Consider the following 21,548-nt stretch of genomic DNA (forward strand, 5'->3'; position numbering starts at 1 on the left):
AATCAGAGTAAAGACCTTAACCGTCTCAGGTGCCTCCCGCGACTGTCCCTGTCAGTCGTGCACACCAGAGGTTTCCAAACAGTACATTCCGCCAAAAGGAAGGCGACCCATGTCTCTTATCATCGGATCTCGAGCGCCGGCCTTCTCCCTGCCTGCGACAGATGGTCGACAGATCAGCCTGGAGAGCCTGAAGGGCCGCAAGGTCGTTCTCTACTTCTACCCCAAGGACGATACCAGCGGCTGCACCCTGGAGGCTCAGGCCTTTCAGGCCCTCAAGGCGGATTTCGCCGCCGCCGATACGGAGATCGTCGGCGTCTCGCCGGACTCCCTGAAGAGCCACGACCGGTTCCGTGCCAAGTACGGCCTCGCCTTCCCGCTCGCGTCGGACGAGGCCAAAACCATGCTGGAAGCCTATGGGGTCTGGGTCGAGAAGAGCATGTACGGGCGCCGATACATGGGCGTGGAGCGCACGACCGTCCTGATCGACCGTGCGGGCAACGTCGCCCAGGTCTGGAACAAGGTGAAGGTGGCGGGCCATGCGCAAGAGGTGCTGGCCGAAGCGAAAGCCTTGCGCTGACAGCCCCTTCCCTTGTTGCGTGGCGAGATCTTTGATGTTCTATTGTTTCATTTCGGGGTGAGGGGCAGCGTTGCATGATGCCGGACTACAAAGCCATTCTGGGTGGATACAACTGGAACTCTGAGCCAACCCTCGTCCCGCAGAGGTGTCCGATCTTCCTCACCTACTCGTTCGTGCCGGACTGGGGCGAGAAGCGCTTCAATGCCACCGATCAGAAGCTAGCCCGCTATGCCCTCAAGCAGTGGGGTGACGCTTGCGGCATTCGCTTCCTCGAGACGAAGAGCGGCAATGCGGAGATAACGTTCGGATGGTATACCTCCTATTTCGACAGCACCGTGGTCGCGTATGCCGGATTTCCCGAACTCTACAATGTCGATGACGTCGATCCAGGTGCAGTTCTGGAACGCGCTTTCGATGCCGGCGGGGTGCATTTCAATACGCAGTACAAGGAAGATCTGAAGAACACGTCCTACCAGACCTATGTTCTCCTCCACGAGATCGGCCACGCCCTTGGGCTGAAGCACCCGTTCCACACGTCTCCGTTCAACAGAAAAAAGCTCAGCGACGCGGACGACCATTCGAAGAACACCGTCATGAGCTACGACAACGGCGACAGCACGGTTTATCCGACCAAGCTGGGCCCGTTGGACAAGCTCGCCATCAGGGAAATCTACGGGTCGTCCAAAGCCGATGCAAAACATGTTGCGGCGTGGTCGTGGAACAAGCGTACGGAAACACTGACCCAGATCGGCAAGGACATCGGGGACAGGGTTCACGGGACAGGCGTCAAGGACGTCATTCAGGGGCGCGGCGGCAACGACCGCCTGCTCGGCCACGACGGTGCCGACACTCTCAACGGTGGGACAGGGAATGATACTCTGTATGGCGGTGACGGCGAAGACGTGTTCGTTTTCGATTCCCTCCTCGACCACATCGGGAATGTCGACAAGATCATCGAACTCGAAGAGGACGATTCGATCTATCTGTCCTCGGCCGTCTTCACGACACTCCCGCTCGGGCAACTCAGTCCGCAGAATTTCTCCGAATACTACACTCCGGACGCCAGGGGCTACATCGTCTTGGACGATGAGAGCAACCAACTCTACTTCGATCCGGATGGATCGGGCGCTGCAGAAAAGGTCCTTTTCGCGCGGTTCACGAGGAACTGGCACGATTCGGCAATGCACCTGAGCGCATCGGACTTTTACGTCGTCTGAACGGAAACCGGTTTCGCGCCTAGAGGCGAGTCGCTCTGCCATGATCTGGCAAGAGCGGCGGCAAGAGCGCCCGCAAGAGCGCCGGCTCGCCGGTCACAGGTGCCTAATCGATATCCTCGACCTCCGCGTCGCCGCCATAGACGCGCTGGGCGAGCGAGGCCTCCATGAAGGGATCGAGGTCGCCGTCGAGCACGTCCTGCGGGCTCGTCGACTGGGTGCCCGTGCGCAGGTCCTTCACCATCTGGTAGGGCTGCAGCACGTAGGATCGGATCTGGTGGCCCCAGCCGATATCCGTCTTGGCCGCGGCCTCCGCGTTGGCCTTCTCCTCGCGCTTCTTCAGCTCGGCCTCGTAGAGACGCGCGCGCAGCATGTTCCAGGCCGTCGCCCGGTTCTTGTGCTGGGAGCGCTCCTGCTGGCAGGCCACGACGATGCCGCTCGGGATGTGCGTGATGCGCACCGCCGAGTCCGTGGTGTTCACGTGCTGGCCGCCGGCGCCCGAGGAGCGGAACGTGTCGATCCGGCAGTCGGATTCCTTGATCTCGATGTTGATGCGGTCGTCCACCACCGGATAGACCCACACGGACGCGAAGCTCGTGTGGCGGCGGGCGTTCGAATCGTAGGGCGAGATGCGCACGAGGCGGTGCACGCCGGATTCGGTCTTGAGCCAGCCATAGGCGTTGTGGCCCTTGATCAGGAGCGTGGCGCTCTTGATGCCGGCCTCTTCGCCGTCGGTGATCTCGAGGAGCTCGACCTTGTACTTCCGGCGCTCGGCCCAGCGGGCATACATGCGCTGGAGCATGTTGGCCCAGTCCTGGCTTTCCGTGCCGCCGGCGCCGGAATGGACTTCCACATACGTGTCATTCGCATCGGCCTCGCCCGAGAGCAGGGTCTCGACCTGGCGGCGGGCCGCCTCCGCCTGGAGGTTGCGGATGGTCTCCTCGCCTTCCCGGATCGTGGCTTCGTCCTCCTCGGCCTCGCCGAGCTCGATCAGCGTGATGGCATCCTCGAGCTCCTGCTCGAGGCGCTTCACGGCCGCGATCTGGTCCTCGAGGGACGTGCGCTCGCGCATGATCTTCTGCGCGGCGTCCGCATCGTTCCAGAGGTTGGGGTCCTCGGCCTGGGCGTTCAGTTCCGCGAGGCGTCGCTGGGCAGTATCCCAGTCAAAGATGCCTCCTCAGCAGCCCGACTGACTGCTTGGTCTCTTCTACGAGATGTTGGATTTCGGCGCGCATCTTCTCTTCGCTGTCCGTCTCTTCTGATAGGGGCGTCTTAAGGGGAGCGCCGCCGGGTGTCAAAGGAACTTCCCCACACGGCAAGGGATTGCTCCGCGACCGGAGAACCGGCCGGGAGCAATCCGTTCTCGCTCGGTGGAGGGCCGCTTCCATATGGTGGCCAGGCGGCTCAGTGCAACGGCTCAGTACAACGGCTCAGTACAATCCGCTGGGGCCCGCGCCCGCCTGCCTGGGCGCTCCCGGAGGAGGCGCCGGCGCATATTCGGCCTGCGGAACCTCGTCAGGCTCCGGCGGCACGTATTCCGGCGGCGACTGGCCGGGCTTGAAGGCCTCGAGGATCGTCCCGCCGCCCTCGCCGCCCGCGCGGGTGCCGGTGGCGGCGTTGACGCGGATCAGCTTGATGCCGGGAGGAACGCGGAACGGCGTCGCCGGCTTGTCCTTGAGCGCCAGCTGCATGAAGTCGCGGAAGACCGGGGCGGCGTACTGGCCCGCCGTCGCCGCATTGCCGAGGGATTTGGGCTGGTCATAGCCGAGGAACACGCCGACGGCGAGGTCGGGCGAGAAGCCGACGAACCACACGTCCTTGGCGTCATTGGTGGTGCCCGTCTTGCCGGCGAGCGGCTTGCCGACCGCCTTGACCGTCTGGGCCGTGCCGCGCTGGACCACGCCTTCGAGGATCGAGGTGATCTGGTAGGCGGTCAGCGGGTCGAGGACCTGCTCCCGGGTGTCGGTCAGCTTGGGCGCCGCGCCGCCGTCCCACTTGTCCGCATCGCAGCTGGTGCATTTGCGGTCGTCGTGGCGGTAGATGGTCCGGCCGTTGCGATCCTGGATCTGGTCGATCAGGGTCGGCTTGATGCGGCGGCCGCCATTGGCGAACATGGAATAGGCCGACGTCATGCGCATGACCGTGGTCTCGCCGGCGCCGAGCGACATGGAGAGCAGCGGCAGCAGATCGTCATAGACCCCGAAGCGACGGGCATATTCCGAGATGGCCGGCATGCCGACCTCGTTGGCGAGGCGCACCGTCATGAGGTTCTTGGAATGCTCGACGCCATAGCGCAGCGTGCGCAGACCGCCCGACTTCCCGTCGTAGTTCGAGGGCGCCCAGGCCGCCTGCCCGGGCCCCATATCGAGCACGAAGGGCGAATCCATGATCTGGTTCGAGGGCGTGTAGCCGTTGTCGAGGGCCGTCGCATAAACGATCGGCTTGAACGAGGAGCCCGGCTGGCGCATGGCCTGAATGGCCCGGTTGAACTCGCTCTGGTCGTAGGAGAAGCCGCCCACCATGGCGTGGACGCGGCCCGTGTTGGGATCCATGGCCACGATGGCGCCCGAGATCTCGGGGATCTGGCGCAGGCGGAACTGGCCCGGCTTGTCGGAGAGCGGCTCCACATAGACCACGTCGCCCACCGAGACGGCCCGCTCGACGGGCCGGCGGGTCCATTTGGCGCCATCGGCCGTCACGAGGCCGGTCTCGCGGTCCTTGCCGACCTGACCGGAGGACTCGCGCTTGGGCTGGAGGCCGATCTTGGCCCGGCCTCCAGCCACCTCCAGCACGACGGCGAGGCGCCAGGGCTGAACGTCGCCCAGGGCCGGCACCTCGGCCAGCGCCAGACCCCACTCGCGGCCCGCGAGATCGATCTTCTGATGCGCGCCGCGCCATCCGCGCGCCTCGTCGAAGCGCACGAGACCGTCGACCAGGGCCTTGCGGGCCATGGCCTGCATCTTGGGATCGAGGGTGGACCGGATCAGCAGGCCGCCCTCGTAGAGGGTCTCCTCGCCATAGCGCTCGGCGATGTCGCGGCGCACGCCCTCGGCGAAGTAGCCCGAAGCGATGCTGTTCGGGGAGACCACCCGCGGCTTGACGTTGAGCGGTTCCTTCTGGGCCTCGTCGGCGGCCTCCTTCGAGATGTACCCGTTGGCGGCCATGCGCTCGATCACCCAGTTCCGGCGCTCGATGGCGGCCTTGCGCTGGCGGAACGGATGATAGTTGTTAGGCCCCTTGGGAAGCGCCGCGATATAGGCGGCCTCGGCGATGGTCAGCTCGTGGATGGACTTGCCGAAATAGTCGAGCGCGGCCGCCGCGACCCCGTGCAGGTTGCGCCCGGGGGTCAGGGTGCCCAGGAAGATCTCGTTGAGGTAGAGCTCGAGGATCTTGTCCTTGGAGAAGGTGGATTCCATCCGCAGAGCGATCAGCGCCTCGCGGATCTTGCGCTCGTAGCTGCGCTCATTGCCCACGAGGAAGTTCTTGGCGACCTGCTGGGTGATGGTGGACGCGCCCTGCTCCCGGGCCCCGCCGGACCGCAAATTGACCACGACCGCGCGCACCAAGCCCTCGGGATCGATGCCCACATGCTTGTAGAAATTCTTGTCCTCGGCCGAGAGGAACGCCCCAATCACGACCTTGGGCATAGCCTGGATCGGCACGTAGAGACGGCGCTCGCGGGCATATTCGGCGATCAGGCTGCCGTCCGCCGCATGGATGCGGGTCATGACGGGCGGCTCGTAGTTGGCGAGCTGGGCGTGATCCGGCAGATCCTTCGAATAGAACCAGAACCCATAGGCCAGCCCGACGGCGCCGATCAGGAAGAAGATCGCTCCAACGCTGAAGAGAAAGCCGAAAAATCGTAGGACGAAGCGCATCCGAAGGTGTTCCATGACGGCGCCGGTGGCGCCCGTTTAAGCAGATCTTGAAACGCGCATTCTCGTTACCCGATGAATCGCGCCCCCGCTACGGGTATGCACACTCTATCTATGGTAAAACTGCGGCAGAGCCCCTGCGGGCGAATCGCGCGGCGAAAAAGCGGTCGACCGCGACCGACATGGCGGAGACCATCTTGGCGCGCCAATCCTCGGACATCAGCATGTCCAGGTCCTTCTGGCTCGACAGGTAGCCGAGCTCGACCAGGACGGACGGAACGTCGTGCGCCCGCAGCACCTGGAAGCGGGCCTGCCGGTGAGGGTTCTTGTTGAGGCGCGCCACCGAGTCGAACTCGCCCACGAGGCGGCTGGCGAAGCTGTGGGAGAAGCCCCGCGTCTCCCTCAGGGTGAGCTCCATCAGGATGTCCGAGACATCGTCCGGCATCTCGCCCGATTCGACGCCGGCCACCGCGTCCGCCTTGTTTTCGCGATCGGCCAGCCGGGCGGAATCGGCATCGGAGGCCCGTTCCGACCCGGTATAGACCGTCAGCCCCCTCACCTCCTGGCCGCCGGAGATCGAATCCGCGTGAACGGAGATGAACAGGTCGGCCTGGGCGGCCCGCGCGGCGCGGACCCGGTCCCCGAGGGACACGAACACGTCCTGATCGCGGGTCATGACGATCTTGTAGCGTCCGCTCTCCTCGAGCTTCTTCCTCAGCCGCTGGGCGAAGGACAGCACGAGGTCCTTCTCCACCACGTTGCCGGAGGAGGCGTTCGCCCCCGGATCGATACCGCCGTGACCGGCATCGATCACGATGACAGGCCGCGAATCCTTGGTCTCCGGGGCGACGGGCGCGGCGGAGGCCTCTCTGGTCACGGCAGAGCTCTCGAGCACCGCCTTGCGGAATTCCTCCCGCTCGGCGCGGGAGAGCTCGATCGTCAGGATGGTCGCCGCACCCGTGGAATCGGGCGCGGTGGTCATCCCCGAGACCACGGCCGGCTGGGTGAGCTCCATCACCACCCGGGAGCGACCCGGAGCAAAGAGACCGTAGCGGTACGACGCAATCAGCCCTTCCTTGCCGCGTCCGGACTCCTGGGGCAGGTGGAAGGCGACCTCCGGCAGATCGACGATGACCCGGTCCGGACGCTCCATCAGGGAGACCTGGGCGGTCACCGCCTTCGACAGGGTTACCTTGAACCGGGTCTTCGCGCCGTCCGACTCGACCGCGACCGCAGCCGCGATGGCCGGAGAAGCGACCTTCCCCCCTTCCGCGGCGGCGCGGGCATGGCCAGCTCCTCCGGCCATGCAGGCCAGCATGAGGCACATGCCGATCAGGCGAATGAGGGGATGACGGGCCATCGTGATTGCTGCGAGTTCTCGCGTTCTTCCTATACTGATAGTCGGCCTTTGGTTAACGGAACCTCACGTCGCACGGACGTTTACTGAGATAGTGTTGCGTTCATAGCACAGTCACGCGGGATCTTGCCAAATGCCCCAATCGCTCTGTAATGATCTTGATCCCGTCCGGCATGGCCGAATCTGACGGCGGATCCGGAGGAGACGGTTGTGTTGACCGATCCTCCAGGAGACCCGTCACCCTCGACAGGCTCACGGACAGGACCAAATGGCGACGCTTGTCGCCACTCGCCGATGGCCGGTTTCCGGCTCATCGATATCTACGAAAGGGCCGTGTTGAATGGTTGCGCACGCGAAGTCAGGTCTGACCTTCGTTTCTGCACCGTTCGAATCGCGCGTCTCATCCCGCGCACGCCCGACCTCCACCCTTTCCGGCCACGAGCCGGCCCAATTCAACCCAGTATGCGCCCCAACGCGGCGCATGATGGCGATCGACAGCACTCCGAACGCAATCTCAGCCCGCCGCCCTCACCTGCGGCGTGCCCACCCGCCCACAATGCGGCCCCTGCCTCAGGTCCTGCCCTCGATCGCCATGTCGAGAGTTCAACATGGCAAACAAGATGCTCATCGATGCCTCCCACCCGGAAGAAACCCGGGTCGTGGTGGTGCGCGGCCAGAAGGTCGAAGAGTTCGACTTCGAATCCGCTAACCGGAAGCAGCTGCGCGGGAATATCTATCTCGCCAAGGTCACCCGGGTCGAACCGTCGCTCCAGGCGGCCTTCGTGGAATACGGCGGAAACCGCCACGGGTTCCTCGCATTCAGCGAAATCCACCCCGATTATTACCAGATCCCCGTCGCCGACCGTCAGGCGCTGCTCGAGGCCGAGGCCGAAGCCCAGCGCGAGGAGGAGCACGAAGAGGAGCGCCGCAGCAACCGCCGCCGCCGGCGTTCCTCGCAGCGGCGTGCCGAGTCCGACGAGACCGTGGTCTCCACCGAGACCGAGGCCGGCACGGAGTCCGGGATCGCGGCACTCTCTCCGGGCGAAGACGCGGAGAACGGCGAAACCTTGAGCGCAGACGGCGCAGCCGCCGCCGGTGGGACCGAATCCCCGGCCGCCTCGACCGACGGCGCCACCCCCGATGAAGGCGCCGCCGAGGATGCGATCCAGGCGGTCGAAGGATCGGCCGCGATCGTTGCTCCCGAGGGAGCCGAGCAGGACGACACGGCGCGCGGCTCCGAAGCCGCGAACGAGGACGACACCTCCGCGACGGAAGCCCGGCAGCCCGAAGGGGACGAGGACGGCGAAGAGGACGACGAGGACGAAGACGATCAGGACGTGGAAGAGCACGAGATCGTCGAGCAGCTCGGCGGCGACGACGCCATCGAGGATCTTCCGCAGCGCCGGCGCGCGCCGCGCAAGCAGTACAAGATCCAGGAAGTCATCAAGCGCCGCCAGATCCTGCTGGTCCAGGTCGTCAAGGAGGAGCGCGGCAACAAGGGCGCGGCCCTGACCACCTACCTGTCGCTCGCCGGACGCTACTCGGTTCTCATGCCCAATACGGGCCGGGGCGGCGGCATCTCCCGCAAGATCACCAATGCGGCGGACCGCAAGCGCCTGAAGGAAATCGCCCAGGAGCTGGAGGTGCCCGAGGGAATGGGCATCATCCTGCGCACGGCCGGCGCCTCGCGCACCAAGCCCGAGATCAAGCGCGACTACGAATATCTCATGCGCCTTTGGGAGAGCGTGCGCGAGCTGACCCTCAAGTCGGCCGCTCCCTCCCTAGTCTATGAGGAAGGCTCCCTCATCAAGCGGGCCATCCGCGACCTCTACAACAAGGACATCGACGACGTTCTCGTGGCCGGCGAAGACGGCTATCGCGAGGCCAAGGACTTCATGCGGATGCTCATGCCGAGCCATTCGAAGCTGGTCCAGCCCTATCGCGATCCGCAGCCGCTCTTCGCGAAGTTCGGCGTCGAGGCCCAGCTCGACGCCATGTTCTCGAACGTGGTCACGCTGAAATCGGGCGGCTACCTGGTGATCAATCCAACCGAGGCCCTCGTGTCCATCGACGTGAACTCGGGCCGTTCGACCCGCGAGCACAACATCGAGGACACGGCGCTGCGCACCAACCTCGAAGCCGCCGAGGAAATCGCCCGCCAGCTCCGGCTGCGCGACCTCGCGGGCCTCGTGGTGATCGACTTCATCGACATGGAGGAGAAGCGGAACAACCGCGCCGTCGAGAAGAAGCTCAACGAGTGCCTGAAGAACGACCGCGCCCGCATCCAGGTCGGACGCATCTCGCCCTTCGGCCTCCTGGAAATGTCGCGCCAGCGCATCCGCACCGGGGTGCTGGAATCCTCCTCGATCCCCTGCCCGCACTGCGCCGGCACCGGCTTCGTGCGCTCGACCCCGTCGGTGGCCCTGCAGGTGCTGCGTTCGATCGAGGAAACCCTCATCAAGAATTCCAGCTACAACCTCGTCGTCCGCACCCGGATGGAGGCGGCGTTCTACATCCTGAACCAGAAGCGCATCCACCTGCGCGACCTGGAGACCCGCTTCGGCGTCGCGATCTCGATCGTGGCGGACGACAGCCTCCACGGCACGACCACCTATGCCATCGAACGCGGCGAACCCGCGCTCAAGCTGGAGCACAAGGCGGCCGCCACCGGCATCCAGATCGACGCCATCGCCATCGATGAGCCCGTCGAGGAGGTCGAGGTGGAGGTCGAGGCCGACGACGAGAGCGTCGAGGAAGCGCAGGGCACGGACGAGCGCGGCGAGGAAGGCGAAGGCGGCGGTCGCCGCCGCCGCCGTCGGCGCCGCCGTCGCGGCCGCGACCGGGGGACCTTCGCGGGCGAATCCCAGACCGAGGACGCCGGCGAGACCGAGGACGAATCCGACGAGGAGGAGACCGAGGTCGAGGCCTCCGGCGACGGAGCGGCTCCGGTCGAGGCGGGCGAGGCCAACGAAGCCGGCGAGGCCGACGACGATACCCGCGGCGGGCGCCGCCGTCGCCGGGGCCGTCGCGGCGGCCGGGGACGCGGCCGGGACGAAACGGTCGAGTTCGCCATGGAGGAGGGCTTCGTGGCCGCCGACGAGGCGCAGGCCGCACCGGCTGCCGAGGAGCCTTCTCGGGAAACCGCCGAGCAAGCCGCCCCTGCCGAGACCGGCACCGCGGCGCCGGCGGAAGAGCCCCGTCCTGTCACCGAGAGCGAACCGATCGTCGCCGCGCCCCATCCCGTGGCCGAGGCTCCGGTTCCGCCGCCCGCCCCGGTCGCTCCCGAACCGGAGCCGGTCGCGGTCGTCCTGACCCCGGAAGATCCCAACCGGCCCAAGCGCGCCGGCTGGTGGTCCAAGGCCAAATCGGTCCTCAGCGGATCGTAAGGTTCACAAGAAATGCCCGGCGCGAGCCGGGCATTTTCGTTTCACCTCGCGCCGCCATTCCGGGTTCGGCCGATCATCTCCTCGAAACGGCTCGCTGGTGACGCTACCGCAGCCAGCCCCTCAGCCGGGCCACGGTTTCGCGGCAGTCGGTCTCCGAGCCTGCGAACGAGAACCGCAGGTAGTGGGAACCCTCGATGGGGTCGAAGTCGAGGCCCGGGGTGGCGGCGACGCCCGCCTCCTCCAGCATGCGCCTGGAGAAGCCGATGGAATCGTTGGTGAAGCGGGCGATGTCGGCGTAGATGTAGAAGGCACCGTCCACCGGGTGCATCTCCGTGATGCCGACCTTGGGCAGCTCCTCGAGCAGATAGGCCCGGTTGCGGGCGTAGCCGGCCTTCACGGCCTCGAGTTCCTCCGCCGCGTCGAAGGCGGCGAGCGCCGCCACCTGGGACAGGTAGGGGGGCGAGATGTAGAGGTTCTGGGCCAGACGCTCGATCGGGCGCACCAGACGGTCGGGCACCACGATCCAGCCGATGCGCCAGCCGGTCATGCAATAGTATTTCGAGAACGAGTTGATCACCACCGCATCGTCGTCGGACGCGAGCGCCGCCGAGGCGGCCTCGCCGTAAGTGAGCCCATGGTAGATCTCGTCCGACACGAACCACAGGCCGAGGCGGCGGCAGGTCTCGCCCAGTCCCGCCAGGGCCCGGCGGCCGATCATGGTGCCCGAGGGATTGGCCGGGCTCATGGCCAGGATCCCGTGCAGGGGCTTCTCCGCATGGGCCTTCTCGACCGCTTCGGCGGTCATGATCCAGCCGTCCGCCTTGGCGAGCGGGATCGTCACCGGCTCGATGCCCAGCGCCTCCAGGATGTTGCGATAGGCCGGATAACCCGGCGCCGTGATCGCCACGCGCTGGCCCGGATCGAACAGGCTCAGGAACGCCAGCACGAACCCGGCCGAGGAGCCGGTGGTCACCACGACGCGCTCGGGCGCGACGCTCACCCCGTAGGCGTCGCGGTAATGGCGGGCGATCCGCTCCCGCAGGGCCGCGATGCCCAGCGCCTCCGTGTAGCCGATCCGGCCGAGATCGAGGGCGGCCTTGGCCGCCTCCCTGGCCGCGCGGGGCGCAGGCGCGGACGGCTGTCCCACCTCCATGTGGATCACGCTGTCCCCGCGGCGCTCCTTGGCGGCGGCCGCGCTCAGCACGTCCATGGCCAGAAAGGAGGCGACGCGGTCCATGCGGCGCGCGATGAGGGGCGAGTGGAGATCGGCGGGTGATTTGGTCATGGGAAGGCTCGTATCCCGTCGGACGGGCGGTCTCAAGACGGTTCTTCCATAGACGGTTCTTCCATGTCTCGGGCGCTCTGTCCCGTGATGGCCGGCGCAAGCGAGGTGATCACGGGGAGGCACCGAGGCTCGGCAATACGAACCCGTGATTTGACGTCACAGGGCCGAAGCCGCTAACTCGCGGGTGAACACCGAGTCTCAACTCCGCCTCGAACCGTTGCTAGTCTCAGAGGCATCGACGACTCCCGCAAAGGACCGCATATGCGCTTTTCGCTTCTCACCATCGGCCGGACCGCAGCCCTGCTCGGCGCTCTGGCGATCGCTCCCGCCGCGATGGCGCAGGGCCCGGCCTTCAACGAGCAGCAGAAGCAGGCCATCGGCGAGATCGTGAAGGACTACCTCCTGAAGAACCCGGAGGTGCTGACCGAGGTCATCGCCGAGCTCGAGAAGCGCCAGGCGGAAGCCCAGCAGGTCGCCCAGGCCAGCGCCGTGAAGGAGACCAAGCAGTCGCTCCTGAACGCCTCGCACTCCTATATCGTCGGCAATCCCTCGGGGGACATCACCCTGGTGGAGTTCTTCGACTACAATTGCGGCTACTGCAAGAAGGCCCTGTCCGACGTCCAGACCCTCATGAAGAGCGACCCGAAGCTGCGCGTCGTCCTGAAGGATTTCCCGGTTCTCGGGCCCGATTCTGTCGAGGCCAGCCGGGTCGCCCTGGCGGTCAAGAACCAGCTCCAGGGTCAGAAGCTGTTCGATTACCACGTCAAGGTCCTGGAAAGCCGCGGCCGGGTGAACGGGGAGCGCGCTATGGCGGTCGCCAAGGAGATGGGCGTCGACATGGCCCGCCTCCAGAAGGACGTGGAAAGCTCCGAGGTTCGCACCGCGCTCCAGGAGAACATGGCCCTCGGCGACAAGCTCAGCCTGACCGGAACTCCGGCCTTCATCGTCGGCGAGACGGTGATCCCCGGGGCGGTCGGCCTGGAGCCCCTGAAGCAGCTCGTGGACAATGTCCGCCAGTGCGGCAAGGCGAACTGCGGGTAGTCTCGCCCCCAACGTCATCACCGGCCTTGTGCCGCTGATCCCGACGAGAAGCGCCGCGCCTTTCCGGATCGGGATGGCCGGGACAGGCCCGGCCATGACGTGGAGGGTGACGGAACGGCCGTCGGAGGCCCGGAAAAGCCCGGCCCTGACGGAGGATAGCGCCTCCTCTGCCGGCCGGTCGGCCCCGAGCGGCTCATCCTCCAGTTACGGAATGCGCGCCTAGCTTGGGAAAGCCTTGGTTTTCCCCTTCCCCCCTGCCCGCCTTTTGGATAAGAGGGCGTTTCGGCTCCGCCTCGCGGGGCACCAGGAACGCTCCTTTCGCGATGACCACCGTCTTCGTCCTCAACGGACCCAATCTCAACCTGCTCGGCCGCAGAGAGCCGCAAGTCTATGGCAGCACGACGCTGCAGGACATCGAGAAGCTCGTGCGCGAGAAGGCGGAGGCTCTGGGGATGTCGGTCACGTTCCGCCAGTCGAACCACGAGGGACATCTGGTCGACTGGATCCAGGAGGCGGGCGCTCAGGGAGCCGGCATCGTCATCAATGCCGGTGCCTATACCCACACCTCGATCGCGCTCCGCGACGCCATATCCGGCAGCGGCGCTCCGACGGTCGAGATCCACATTTCGAATGTTCATGCTCGCGAAGGCTTTCGCCATCGCTCGCTCATCGCGCCCGTCTCCGTCGGGGTGATCTGCGGTTTCGGGCCCCAGAGCTACGTGCTCGGCCTGGAAGCGGTTCACCAGGTGATGGCCGAGCGGGCCCGCCAGGCGAAGTCGTCCCAGCATTAGTTCCTCAGGAAGTAGAGGTAAGCCCCATGGCCAAGGAAAACCCTTTCGATCCCGATCTCGTCCGTGAACTGGCGAATCTGATCGCCGATACGGATCTCAGCGAGATCGAAGTGGAGAAGGGCGACCTGCGCATCCGCGTGGCCCGTATGGTGACCGCCGCGGTGACCGTTCCGGTCGCGGCTCCCGCCGCGCTCGCCCCTGCGCCGGTCGTGGCGCCGCCGCCGGCCGCCGCCTCGACGGACGCTGCCGCGAAGCCGGGCGCGCCCCATCCGGGCGCCGTGCTCTCGCCCATGGTGGGCACCGCCTACCGCAAGCCGTCGCCGGACGCGAAGGCCTTCGTCGAGGTCGGCTCCAAGGTCCAGGCTGGCGACAAGGTTCTGCTCGTGGAGGCCATGAAGACCTTCAACGAGATCGTGGCCCCCCGCTCCGGCACCGTGACGGCCATCTTTGTCGAAGACGGAACTCCTGTTGAATACGGCGAACCCCTCCTCGTCATCGAGTAAGGCGCGACATGTTCGATAAGATCCTCATTGCCAATCGCGGCGAGATCGCCCTGCGCATCCTGCGCGCGGCGAAAGAGCTCGGCATTGCCACCGTGGCGGTGCATTCCACCGCCGACGCGGATGCCATGCACGTGCGCCTTGCCGACGAGAGCGTCTGCATCGGCCCGCCGGCCGCCCGCGACAGCTACCTCAACATTCCGGCCCTGATCGCCGCCTGCGAGATCACCGGCGCCGACGCCATCCACCCGGGCTACGGCTTCCTGTCCGAGAACGCCCGCTTCGCCGAGGTGCTGGAACACCACCGCATCGCGTTCATCGGCCCCAAGGCGGAGCATATCCGCATCATGGGCGACAAGATCGAGGCCAAGCGCACCGCCAAGCGCCTCGGCATCCCGTGCGTGCCGGGCTCCGAGGGCGGCATCAATGACGAGGACGAAGCCAGGAAGGTCGCCAAGGACATCGGATACCCGGTGATCATCAAGGCGGCGGCCGGCGGCGGCGGGCGCGGCATGAAGGTGGCGCGCAACGAGGACGACCTGGTCCACGCCTTCCAGACCGCCCGGACGGAGGCCAAGGCGGCGTTCGGCGACGATGCGGTCTATATCGAGAAGTATCTCGAGAAGCCGCGCCACATCGAGATCCAGGTCCTGGGCGACGGCCGGGGCAACGCCATCCATCTGGGCGAGCGCGACTGCTCCCTGCAGCGCCGCCACCAGAAGGTCTGGGAGGAAGGTCCCTCCCCGGCGCTGAACGTCGAGATGCGCGAGCGCATCGGCGGCGTCGTGGCCAAGGCCATGCAGGACCTGCAATATGCGGGCGCCGGCACGATCGAGTTCCTCTACGAGGACGGGGAGTTCTATTTCATCGAGATGAACACCCGCATCCAGGTGGAGCACCCGGTCACGGAGATGATCACCGGAATCGACCTGGTCAACGAGCAGATCCGGGTCGCGGCCGGGCATCCGCTCTCGGTGCGCCAGGAGGACATCCATATCGAGGGCCATGCCATCGAATGCCGGGTGAACGCCGAGCATCCCTCGACCTTCCGCCCCTCGCCCGGCACGATCAGCTACTTCCATCCGCCGGGCGGCCTGGGCGTGCGCGTCGACTCGGCCGCCTACCAGGGCTACCGCATCCCGCCGCACTACGATTCCCTCGTGGGCAAGCTCATCGTTCATGGCCGCACCCGCAACGAGTGCCTCATGCGCCTGCGGCGCGCCCTCGACGAGTTCGTAGTCGACGGGATCGACACCACCCTGCCCCTGTTCCGGACCCTCGTGCGCAACCCGGACATCCAGAACGGCCAGTACGACATCCACTGGCTGGAGAACTTCCTGAAGACAGGCGGCCTGGGCGAGACCGAATAGTCTTGTCATGACATGACGCGTCCCCTCATCCGGCAGGATCGGAACAGGGGCCGCGCTTTCTCGAAACGAGGCCATGGGAGACTAAAGCATCGGACGTGAAAAGTGGACTTGCACTTTTGGAATCCGTCCGATGCTCTAGGCCTCGCTCTCTTCTTGGGGATGCGGCCGCAAGCGCAAGCATCCGATTGCGGGGCCTCGCCGCGAAGGGCCGGACCTCGGATGAAAAGATCCGCGAGCTTGGCAAAATCTACCTGAGACCGGTCTGACTTCGCGGTTCGCCTATCCTATTTTATGCGGGATAGCTCGAACGATCGGATATGTGCGTGAATGACCCGGTCTCCCGACCACGCGATTGAGATTACCCCCGACATCCTGCTGAAGGCCTATGCGGCCGGGATCTTTCCCATGGCGGAGGATGCCGACGATCCTTCGCTGTTCTGGGTCGAGCCGCGCGAGCGGGGCATCATCCCGCTCGACCATTTCCACATCTCCAAGCGCCTCGCCCGCACGGTCCGCTCCGACCTTTTCGAGATCCGCGTCGACCGGGATTTCGACGGCGTGGTGGCCGGCTGCGCGGCGCCCGGCGTGGACCGGGAGAAGACCTGGATCAGCCGGCGCATCCGCGAACTCTACGGCGAACTCTTCGATGCCGGCTATTGCCACACCGTGGAGGTCTACCGGGACGACCGGCTCGTGGGCGGGCTCTATGGGGTGCGCCTCAACGGCGCCTTCTTCGGCGAGAGCATGTTCCACACGGAGCGGGACGCCTCGAAGGTCGCCCTCGTGCATCTCGTCGCCCGGCTGCGCCGGGGCGGATTCTCGCTCCTGGACACCCAGTTCGTGACCTCGCATCTGGCGCAGTTCGGCGCCATCGAGGTTCCCCGCCGCACCTACAAGCAGATGCTGCGCAACGCCATGGACCACGGCGCCGATTGGGCGGCCTGGCCCCTGGACCGGGCCGTCAGGGGCGAGGAGGTCCTCGCCGCCCTTCACGCCGCCGGATGAGCCTTACCGATCCGTGTTGATGATCGGTGCCGCGGGCGCCTGGCGCCGGACCGGCTGCCGCGGCTCGGGCTGACGCAAGGGAGCCGTCTGGACGGCCGGCGGGCGCGGCGCCGTCGCCCCGGTGGGCGCGATGATGTCGCCCGGACGGCCGCTCTCAGCCGGGGCGCGGGTCGCGTCCTGGATCGGCGGCAGTTCCTCGGGCGTCTCCTTCGGCTCGGCGATGACCTCCGTGCCGCCTTTGCAGTCGACCAGCCAGATGTCGTAGACCGGATGCTCGAGACCGTGCAGGCCCGGGCTCGCGGCGAAGAGCCAGCCGGAGAAGACCCGCTTGGTCTTGCCGTCGGTGCCTGGCTCGTCCACCTCGATGAAAGACGTGGTGTTGGGCGCTTCCGTCGGCGGCTTGGTGAAACAGACCCGCGGCGTCATCTGGAGGGCGCCGAACTGGACGGTTTCGTCGATCCCGACCTCGAACGACACGATGCGCCCGGTGATCTTGTCGAGGCCCGAGAAGACGGCCGTGGGATTCTTGATCCGGTCCGCATGGGCCGCGCCGAGGCCGCCGATTAGCGATGCGAGCACGAAAGCCGCCCGCGTCCATCCGAGTTTCATCATCTGATCCAAGCCACATCCGATCCGGCGGTTTCCGCCCGGCCTGTCCGGCCGCGCCCCTGTTCCGGGCAACGCGATACCACGCGAACCATGATGGAAAAAGGGCAAGCCGGGAAAGAAGCCCCGGGAGATCCACCCGGATGTCGGGATTACCCTCACGACAACGTCAGCGGACAAAGTGAACCACTGGCCGTCCGGCCAGTTAACCGGGCTTGTTGAATGATGGAAGGCTGGCCATGGACGAGAGCAACGGCAATGCGATTTCACGGCGTGGGGTGATGGGTGGCGCGGCGGTCGGCCTCGCCGCGGCGGCGGCCGGGCCGGCCGGCGCCCAGACCTCGGGCACCCCCGCGAGCCGCACCGCGGCCAAGGACGATCCGACGACGAAATACCCCAAGCCGCCGTTCCGCTCGCAGTCCCAGCCCTGGCCGGGCCTCGCCGGCAAGATGGATCCGCGGCCGGACCACGGCGAGACGAGCTACAAGGGTTCGGGCCGGCTCCAGGGCCGCAAGGCCCTGATCACGGGAGGCGACTCGGGGATGGGCCGGGCCGCCGCCATCGCGTACGCCCGGGAGGGCGCCGACGTGGCCATCAGCTACCACCCGGACGAGGAGCCGGATGCCCGCGAGGTGATCGACCTGATCCGGAAGGAGGGCCGGATCGCCGTGGCGCTCCCCGGGGACATCCGCGACGAAGCCCTCTGCGGCCGCATCGTGGCGGATGCCGTGCGGGAGCTCGGCGGGCTCGACATCCTGGTCAACAACGCCTCTCGCCAGCAGCAGCGGCAATCGCTTCTCGACATCACGTCCGAGGACTTCGACGCGACCATCAAGACCAACATCTACGCCATGTTCTGGCTCACGAAGGCCGCCCTGCCGCACCTGACCCCGGGATCGGCGATCATCCAGACCACCTCCGAGCAGGCCTACGACCCGTCGGCGAACCTCGTCGATTACGCGATGACCAAGGCGGCCATGATGAACTTCACCAAGTCGCTGGCGAAGCAGCTCGGTCCGAAGGGCATCCGGGTCAACGGCGTGGCGCCCGGGCCGATATGGACCCCGCTCCAGGTCAGCGGCGGCGCCACGCAGGAGAAGCTGCAGCAATTCGGCGGCGACACGCCCCTCGGCCGCCCGGGCCAGCCCGTCGAGCTGGCCTCGATCTACGTCCAGCTCGCGGCCGCGGATGCGAGCTATGCGACCGGACAGGTCTATGGAGCCGCCGGGGGCGGCGGCCAGCCCTAGATCCCGCCTCTCGCCGCGTCCCGGCTCCGCGTGGCCCGGGGCGCGGCCCATCATCGCCGCGGAATCAGACGGACTTTGCCGTCTCGGGCGCGGCAGGCGCCTTCCCGCTGCTGGCGAAGCGGCGGGCCAGGACCGCGCAGGCCATGAGCTGGATCTGGTGGAAGATCATGAGCGGAAGCACGATGGAGCCGACATCCTGGCCGGCGAAGATCACGTTGGCCATCGGGGCGCCCGACGCCAGGCTCTTCTTGGACCCGCAGAACGTGATGGTGATCCGGTCCGCCCGGTTGAAGCCGAACCAGCCGCTGACATAGAACGTGAAGCACAGCACGACGACGAGCAGCACGATGTCGATCACCACGACGGCCACGAGATCCTGGGCCGAGAGCTTGTGCCAGAGCCCCTCGATGACGGCCTCGCTGAAGGCCCCGTAGACGACCATCAGGATCGAGCCCCGGTCGACGATCTGCGTCAGCTTCTTGTGCCGGCCGAGCCATCGCCCGAGATAGGGCTGAAGCACCTGACCGAGAATGAAGGGGGCGAGCAGCTGCAGCAGGATGCCTTCGAGCGCCCCGAGGGAGAAGCCCCCGCTCCCCTGGGTATGGAACAAGAGCCCCACGAGCAGCGGGGTCAGGAACATGCCCAGGATGTTCGACGCGGAGGCCGAGCAGATCGCCGCTGGGACATTGCCCTCGGCGATCGACGTGAAGGCGATCGACGACTGGACGGTCGACGGGAGAACGCACAGGAACAGGATGCCCGTCGCCAGCGCCGGCGTCATCAGGTCCGGCACGGCCAGGACGATGAGGCCGAGAATCGGGAAGACCACGAAGGTGGTGACCAGCACGAACAGATGCAGACGCCAGTGGATCATGCCGGCGATCACCACGTCGCGCGACAGCCTGGCGCCATGGAGGAAGAACAGCAGGGCGATCGCGAGATTGGTCGCGACGGAGAACACCTCGGCCGGCGCGCCGCCGATCGGAAGGATCGACGCGATCACGACCATGCCGAAGATCGCGATCGTGTACCATTCCCGTGAGATGAGAGAAGCCATGGGGACCTTCAAAATGGTTGGCGTCTCGGACGACGCATGACCGGGCCTAGAGCATCGGACCTGAAAAATGGACCCACTTTTCAGGTCCGATGCGCTAGGTCTAACGCTCCAGGCGGTCGTTCTCCTTCGGCGGCTGGGCCGGAATATGCCCTGAAACGCGAACGCCCGCCGAGGGCGGGCGCGAGCGTCAGGATCCGGCGCAGCCCGGCTTACGCGAAGGCCGCCGCCCGGGCGATCCGGGAAATGTCGTAGCGGGCGATGCCCAGATCGGACAGGTCCCGGTCGGAAAGCTGCGACAGCTCGCGGACCGTCTTGCGGTACGCATGATATTTGCGAATCTTCGCAAGAATGTAGGAAACGAACATCAAAACCCCCATCAGTGGACCGGCCCTTGCGGCCGGTTGTCTTTGCTCTTGCAGCGATGCGCATATAAGGGTGCCGGCCAGACCTGAGGAGCCATAAGAACTCGCGCCCGTTATGCCTCAGCAGCATAACGAGGCCTCGATCGCGCCCCGCCCCTGCAACGGACGGGCTTTGCTCCATGGCCGATTCCGTTAAGCTTCGGCCGGCGCATCCAGCAGGATCACAGGCCTATGAACGAAACGGATCACCTGGGCGATGAGGCGCGCCGGCGCCTCGGCTTCCTGTCTCAGGGAGACACGGCCGCCCTTTCCCGGCGCGGCATCCTGGTGCCGGATCCAGGCTCGGTGCTGATCTCGGGCGACGTGCGGCTCGAAGACGATGTCGTCCTCTGGCCCAACGTCGTTCTGCAGATCGCGGACGGCGGGACCGTCGCAGTCGCCCGGGGAACGCAGTTGTTTCCGGGCACCCGGATCGTCGCCGCGGGGGGATGGGTCGGGATCGGCGCCGACGCCGAGATCGGCGAGGAAGGCGGCTTCACCCTCAAGGCCGCGGCAGGCGACACCATCGCGGTCGGAGACGGCGCCCGCCTCCTCGGGGGAGGATCGCTCACCCGGTCGAACCGGATCGGCCGCGGGGCCCAGATCCTCGGCCCGATCCGGTGCCAGACCTGCACCCTGCGCGACGGCGGGACCCATCGCGATCCCGAGCCTGACGAGCGCGGCGGTGTTCTGAAGGGGTTCGGCGTGGCCCGAGGGATCGAGGTACCGCAGGGCCATGTGATCCAGGCCTTCGGCCTGTTCGCCGATGCCGTCATGCGGCGCCAGTCGTATTTCCATCCCAAGGGCTAGAGCCTCGGACCCAAAAGTGGACACCACTTTTGGGATTTATCCGAGGCTCATTCTCTTGACCGGCGCATCGGATGAGACGGACCCAGCGGGCCGCGCAAGCGAAAACCGGGTCCGCTTTTCGCTGACGCGGCCCTTCGGGTCCGTCCGATGCGCTAAGAGCGCCGACAGGGCTGAGCCCGGCTCAGGACGCCCCGGTCCGACCAATTGGCCGGGCCGTTCTCGCCCCGGCCCGCATGGGAGCTGAAATCGGGCTGGCCTTGGGGAGCCCGCACCCGACGCAGGTGCGGACCCGGATTCGTTGCAGCATGAAGACCGCCTTAAGGGACGCGGCGGCGCCTCACTCGCCGGGTCACTCCCCTGGCGTCCACGGCACGTAATCGCCGGTGGCGGCGGGACGCTGTCCGGCCGACAGGCTGGAGCCCTGCGGACGATAGGCCTGGGCCGTGCCGGTCATGTTGGGCACGTAGGACCTCTCCCAGGGATGAGCCCTGTAGGTTTCCTCGCTCGGGGGCACGTCGCCGTTGTGGCACAGCCAGGCGCGCCAGCCGGGCGGCACCTTCGAGGCATCGGCATCGCCGTTATAGACCACCCAGCGGCGCTCGGCGCCCACGTTCGAATCGATGGCCTGGGCCTGGACATACCGGTAGTAGCGGTTGCCGAACTCGTCCTCGCCCACGAACTGCCCCTTGCGCCAGGTGAAATACCGGGTGCCCAGGGTCTGTCCGTTCCACCAGGTGAAGAACTGAGTCCAAAACTGTTTCATCGCTGCCGCCGAGAGGGGTTCGTCAATTCGCGCGGAATATGGCGACAGCGCACAGGGAAGTCCAGCCTTTCCGACTCGCGAAAAGCGAGACTGATTCTCGGGTGTGCACCTGTCGCGCGGCCCTGCGGGACATTTCCCGCATTTGCGCCATTCCGGCGCTTTCGTGGCGGACCTGGCCCCCCGCCCCGGCCCGGCGCCGATTGATGCGCCGGCACAACATCTCGGCCCTTTCGAAACCGGCTCGGAGCCGGCGAAGCTTGGCC

18 protein-coding genes are annotated in these 21,548 nt (G+C 66.4%); 10 read left to right on the forward strand and 8 right to left on the reverse strand.

Translation table 11 applies throughout. The features are described 5' to 3' along the window. The first annotated feature begins 109 nt into the window (after positions 1-109). Entirely contained in the window at positions 110-577 is a 468-nt protein-coding gene (locus OCW50_RS21610; protein ID WP_262298899.1) for a peroxiredoxin, read from the forward strand. Positions 578-651: 74 nt separating this feature from the next. Further along, a complete protein-coding gene (locus tag OCW50_RS21615; RefSeq protein ID WP_262298900.1) occupies positions 652-1,794 on the forward strand; it encodes a matrixin family metalloprotease in 1,143 nt (380 codons plus the stop codon). Between the two features lie 103 nt (positions 1,795-1,897). Here the strand turns inward: OCW50_RS21615 and prfB are convergent. The 3 genes from prfB to OCW50_RS21630 all read right to left on the reverse strand — a co-directional run bounded on the left by prfB (position 1,898) and on the right by OCW50_RS21630 (position 7,026). Continuing rightward, a protein-coding gene (prfB, locus tag OCW50_RS21620; RefSeq protein WP_262271723.1) for a peptide chain release factor 2 occupies positions 1,898-3,026 on the reverse strand; the annotation gives its coding sequence in 2 pieces (ribosomal slippage) (positions 1,898-2,956 and positions 2,958-3,026; 1,128 coding nt in all). A 195-nt stretch (positions 3,027-3,221) separates the two neighbouring features. After that, positions 3,222-5,669, reverse strand: coding sequence for a penicillin-binding protein 1A (locus OCW50_RS21625; protein ID WP_262298962.1), 2,448 nt, complete (start codon positions 5,667-5,669; stop codon positions 3,222-3,224). Between the two features lie 109 nt (positions 5,670-5,778). Then, entirely contained in the window at positions 5,779-7,026 is a 1,248-nt protein-coding gene (locus tag OCW50_RS21630; protein WP_262298901.1) for an N-acetylmuramoyl-L-alanine amidase, read from the reverse strand. A 605-nt stretch (positions 7,027-7,631) separates the two neighbouring features. Here OCW50_RS21630 and OCW50_RS21635 point away from each other — a divergent pair. Next, the gene (locus tag OCW50_RS21635; protein WP_262298902.1) at positions 7,632-10,409 is read left to right on the forward strand and encodes an Rne/Rng family ribonuclease; all 2,778 of its coding nucleotides are present in this window, start codon (positions 7,632-7,634) and stop codon (positions 10,407-10,409) included. Between the two features lie 103 nt (positions 10,410-10,512). Here the strand turns inward: OCW50_RS21635 and OCW50_RS21640 are convergent, their stop codons facing one another. Beyond that, positions 10,513-11,694 carry a pyridoxal phosphate-dependent aminotransferase gene (locus tag OCW50_RS21640; RefSeq protein WP_262298903.1) on the reverse strand — a complete coding sequence of 394 codons (1,182 nt, stop codon included), beginning with the start codon at positions 11,692-11,694 and terminating at the stop codon, positions 10,513-10,515. A gap of 261 nt (positions 11,695-11,955) precedes the next feature. On the opposite strand from OCW50_RS21640, the gene OCW50_RS21645 reads away from it, so the two are divergent. The 5 genes from OCW50_RS21645 to aat all read left to right on the forward strand — a co-directional run bounded on the left by OCW50_RS21645 (position 11,956) and on the right by aat (position 16,401). Beyond that, positions 11,956-12,735 carry a DsbA family protein gene (locus OCW50_RS21645; protein ID WP_262271727.1) on the forward strand — a complete coding sequence of 260 codons (780 nt, stop codon included), beginning with the start codon at positions 11,956-11,958 and terminating at the stop codon, positions 12,733-12,735. Between the two features lie 323 nt (positions 12,736-13,058). Continuing rightward, the gene (gene aroQ, locus OCW50_RS21650; RefSeq protein WP_262298904.1) at positions 13,059-13,526 is read left to right on the forward strand and encodes a type II 3-dehydroquinate dehydratase; all 468 of its coding nucleotides are present in this window, start codon (positions 13,059-13,061) and stop codon (positions 13,524-13,526) included. 26 nt (positions 13,527-13,552) lie between these two features. After that, positions 13,553-14,029: an acetyl-CoA carboxylase biotin carboxyl carrier protein gene (gene accB / locus OCW50_RS21655; RefSeq protein ID WP_262298905.1), complete on the forward strand. Its 477-nt coding sequence runs from the start codon at positions 13,553-13,555 to the stop codon at positions 14,027-14,029. A gap of 8 nt (positions 14,030-14,037) precedes the next feature. Next, positions 14,038-15,396: an acetyl-CoA carboxylase biotin carboxylase subunit gene (gene accC, locus OCW50_RS21660; protein ID WP_262298906.1), complete on the forward strand. Its 1,359-nt coding sequence runs from the start codon at positions 14,038-14,040 to the stop codon at positions 15,394-15,396. 327 nt (positions 15,397-15,723) lie between these two features. Continuing rightward, complete coding sequence (gene aat / locus OCW50_RS21665) at positions 15,724-16,401, forward strand: leucyl/phenylalanyl-tRNA--protein transferase (RefSeq protein WP_262298907.1); 678 nt, start codon at positions 15,724-15,726, stop codon at positions 16,399-16,401. A gap of 3 nt (positions 16,402-16,404) precedes the next feature. On the opposite strand, the gene OCW50_RS21670 is transcribed toward aat, so the two are convergent. After that, on the reverse strand, positions 16,405-17,010 hold the full coding sequence (locus tag OCW50_RS21670) for a DUF2155 domain-containing protein (RefSeq protein WP_262298908.1): 606 nt from the start codon (positions 17,008-17,010) through the stop codon (positions 16,405-16,407). Positions 17,011-17,246: 236 nt separating this feature from the next. Between OCW50_RS21670 and OCW50_RS21675 the strand changes: the two genes are divergently transcribed. Further along, positions 17,247-18,254 carry an SDR family oxidoreductase gene (locus tag OCW50_RS21675; RefSeq protein ID WP_262298909.1) on the forward strand — a complete coding sequence of 336 codons (1,008 nt, stop codon included), beginning with the start codon at positions 17,247-17,249 and terminating at the stop codon, positions 18,252-18,254. Between the two features lie 64 nt (positions 18,255-18,318). Here OCW50_RS21675 and OCW50_RS21680 read toward each other — a convergent pair whose 3' ends face one another. Together OCW50_RS21680 and OCW50_RS21685 are read right to left on the reverse strand one after the other, a co-directional pair. Next, positions 18,319-19,311: a bile acid:sodium symporter family protein gene (locus OCW50_RS21680; protein ID WP_262298910.1), complete on the reverse strand. Its 993-nt coding sequence runs from the start codon at positions 19,309-19,311 to the stop codon at positions 18,319-18,321. 209 nt (positions 19,312-19,520) lie between these two features. Next, positions 19,521-19,676 carry a DUF1127 domain-containing protein gene (locus OCW50_RS21685; RefSeq protein ID WP_262298911.1) on the reverse strand — a complete coding sequence of 52 codons (156 nt, stop codon included), beginning with the start codon at positions 19,674-19,676 and terminating at the stop codon, positions 19,521-19,523. Positions 19,677-19,904: 228 nt separating this feature from the next. Between OCW50_RS21685 and OCW50_RS21690 the strand changes: the two genes are divergently transcribed. Continuing rightward, on the forward strand, positions 19,905-20,522 hold the full coding sequence (locus tag OCW50_RS21690) for a hypothetical protein (RefSeq protein ID WP_262298912.1): 618 nt from the start codon (positions 19,905-19,907) through the stop codon (positions 20,520-20,522). Positions 20,523-20,871: 349 nt separating this feature from the next. On the opposite strand, the gene OCW50_RS21695 is transcribed toward OCW50_RS21690, so the two are convergent. Continuing rightward, complete coding sequence (locus OCW50_RS21695) at positions 20,872-21,285, reverse strand: NADH:ubiquinone oxidoreductase subunit NDUFA12 (protein WP_262298913.1); 414 nt, start codon at positions 21,283-21,285, stop codon at positions 20,872-20,874. Positions 21,286-21,548 lie beyond the last annotated feature (263 nt).

Origin of the sequence: Microvirga sesbaniae (genome assembly GCF_025460805.1) — a bacterium.
Taxonomy (GTDB): domain Bacteria; phylum Pseudomonadota; class Alphaproteobacteria; order Rhizobiales; family Beijerinckiaceae; genus Microvirga; species Microvirga sesbaniae.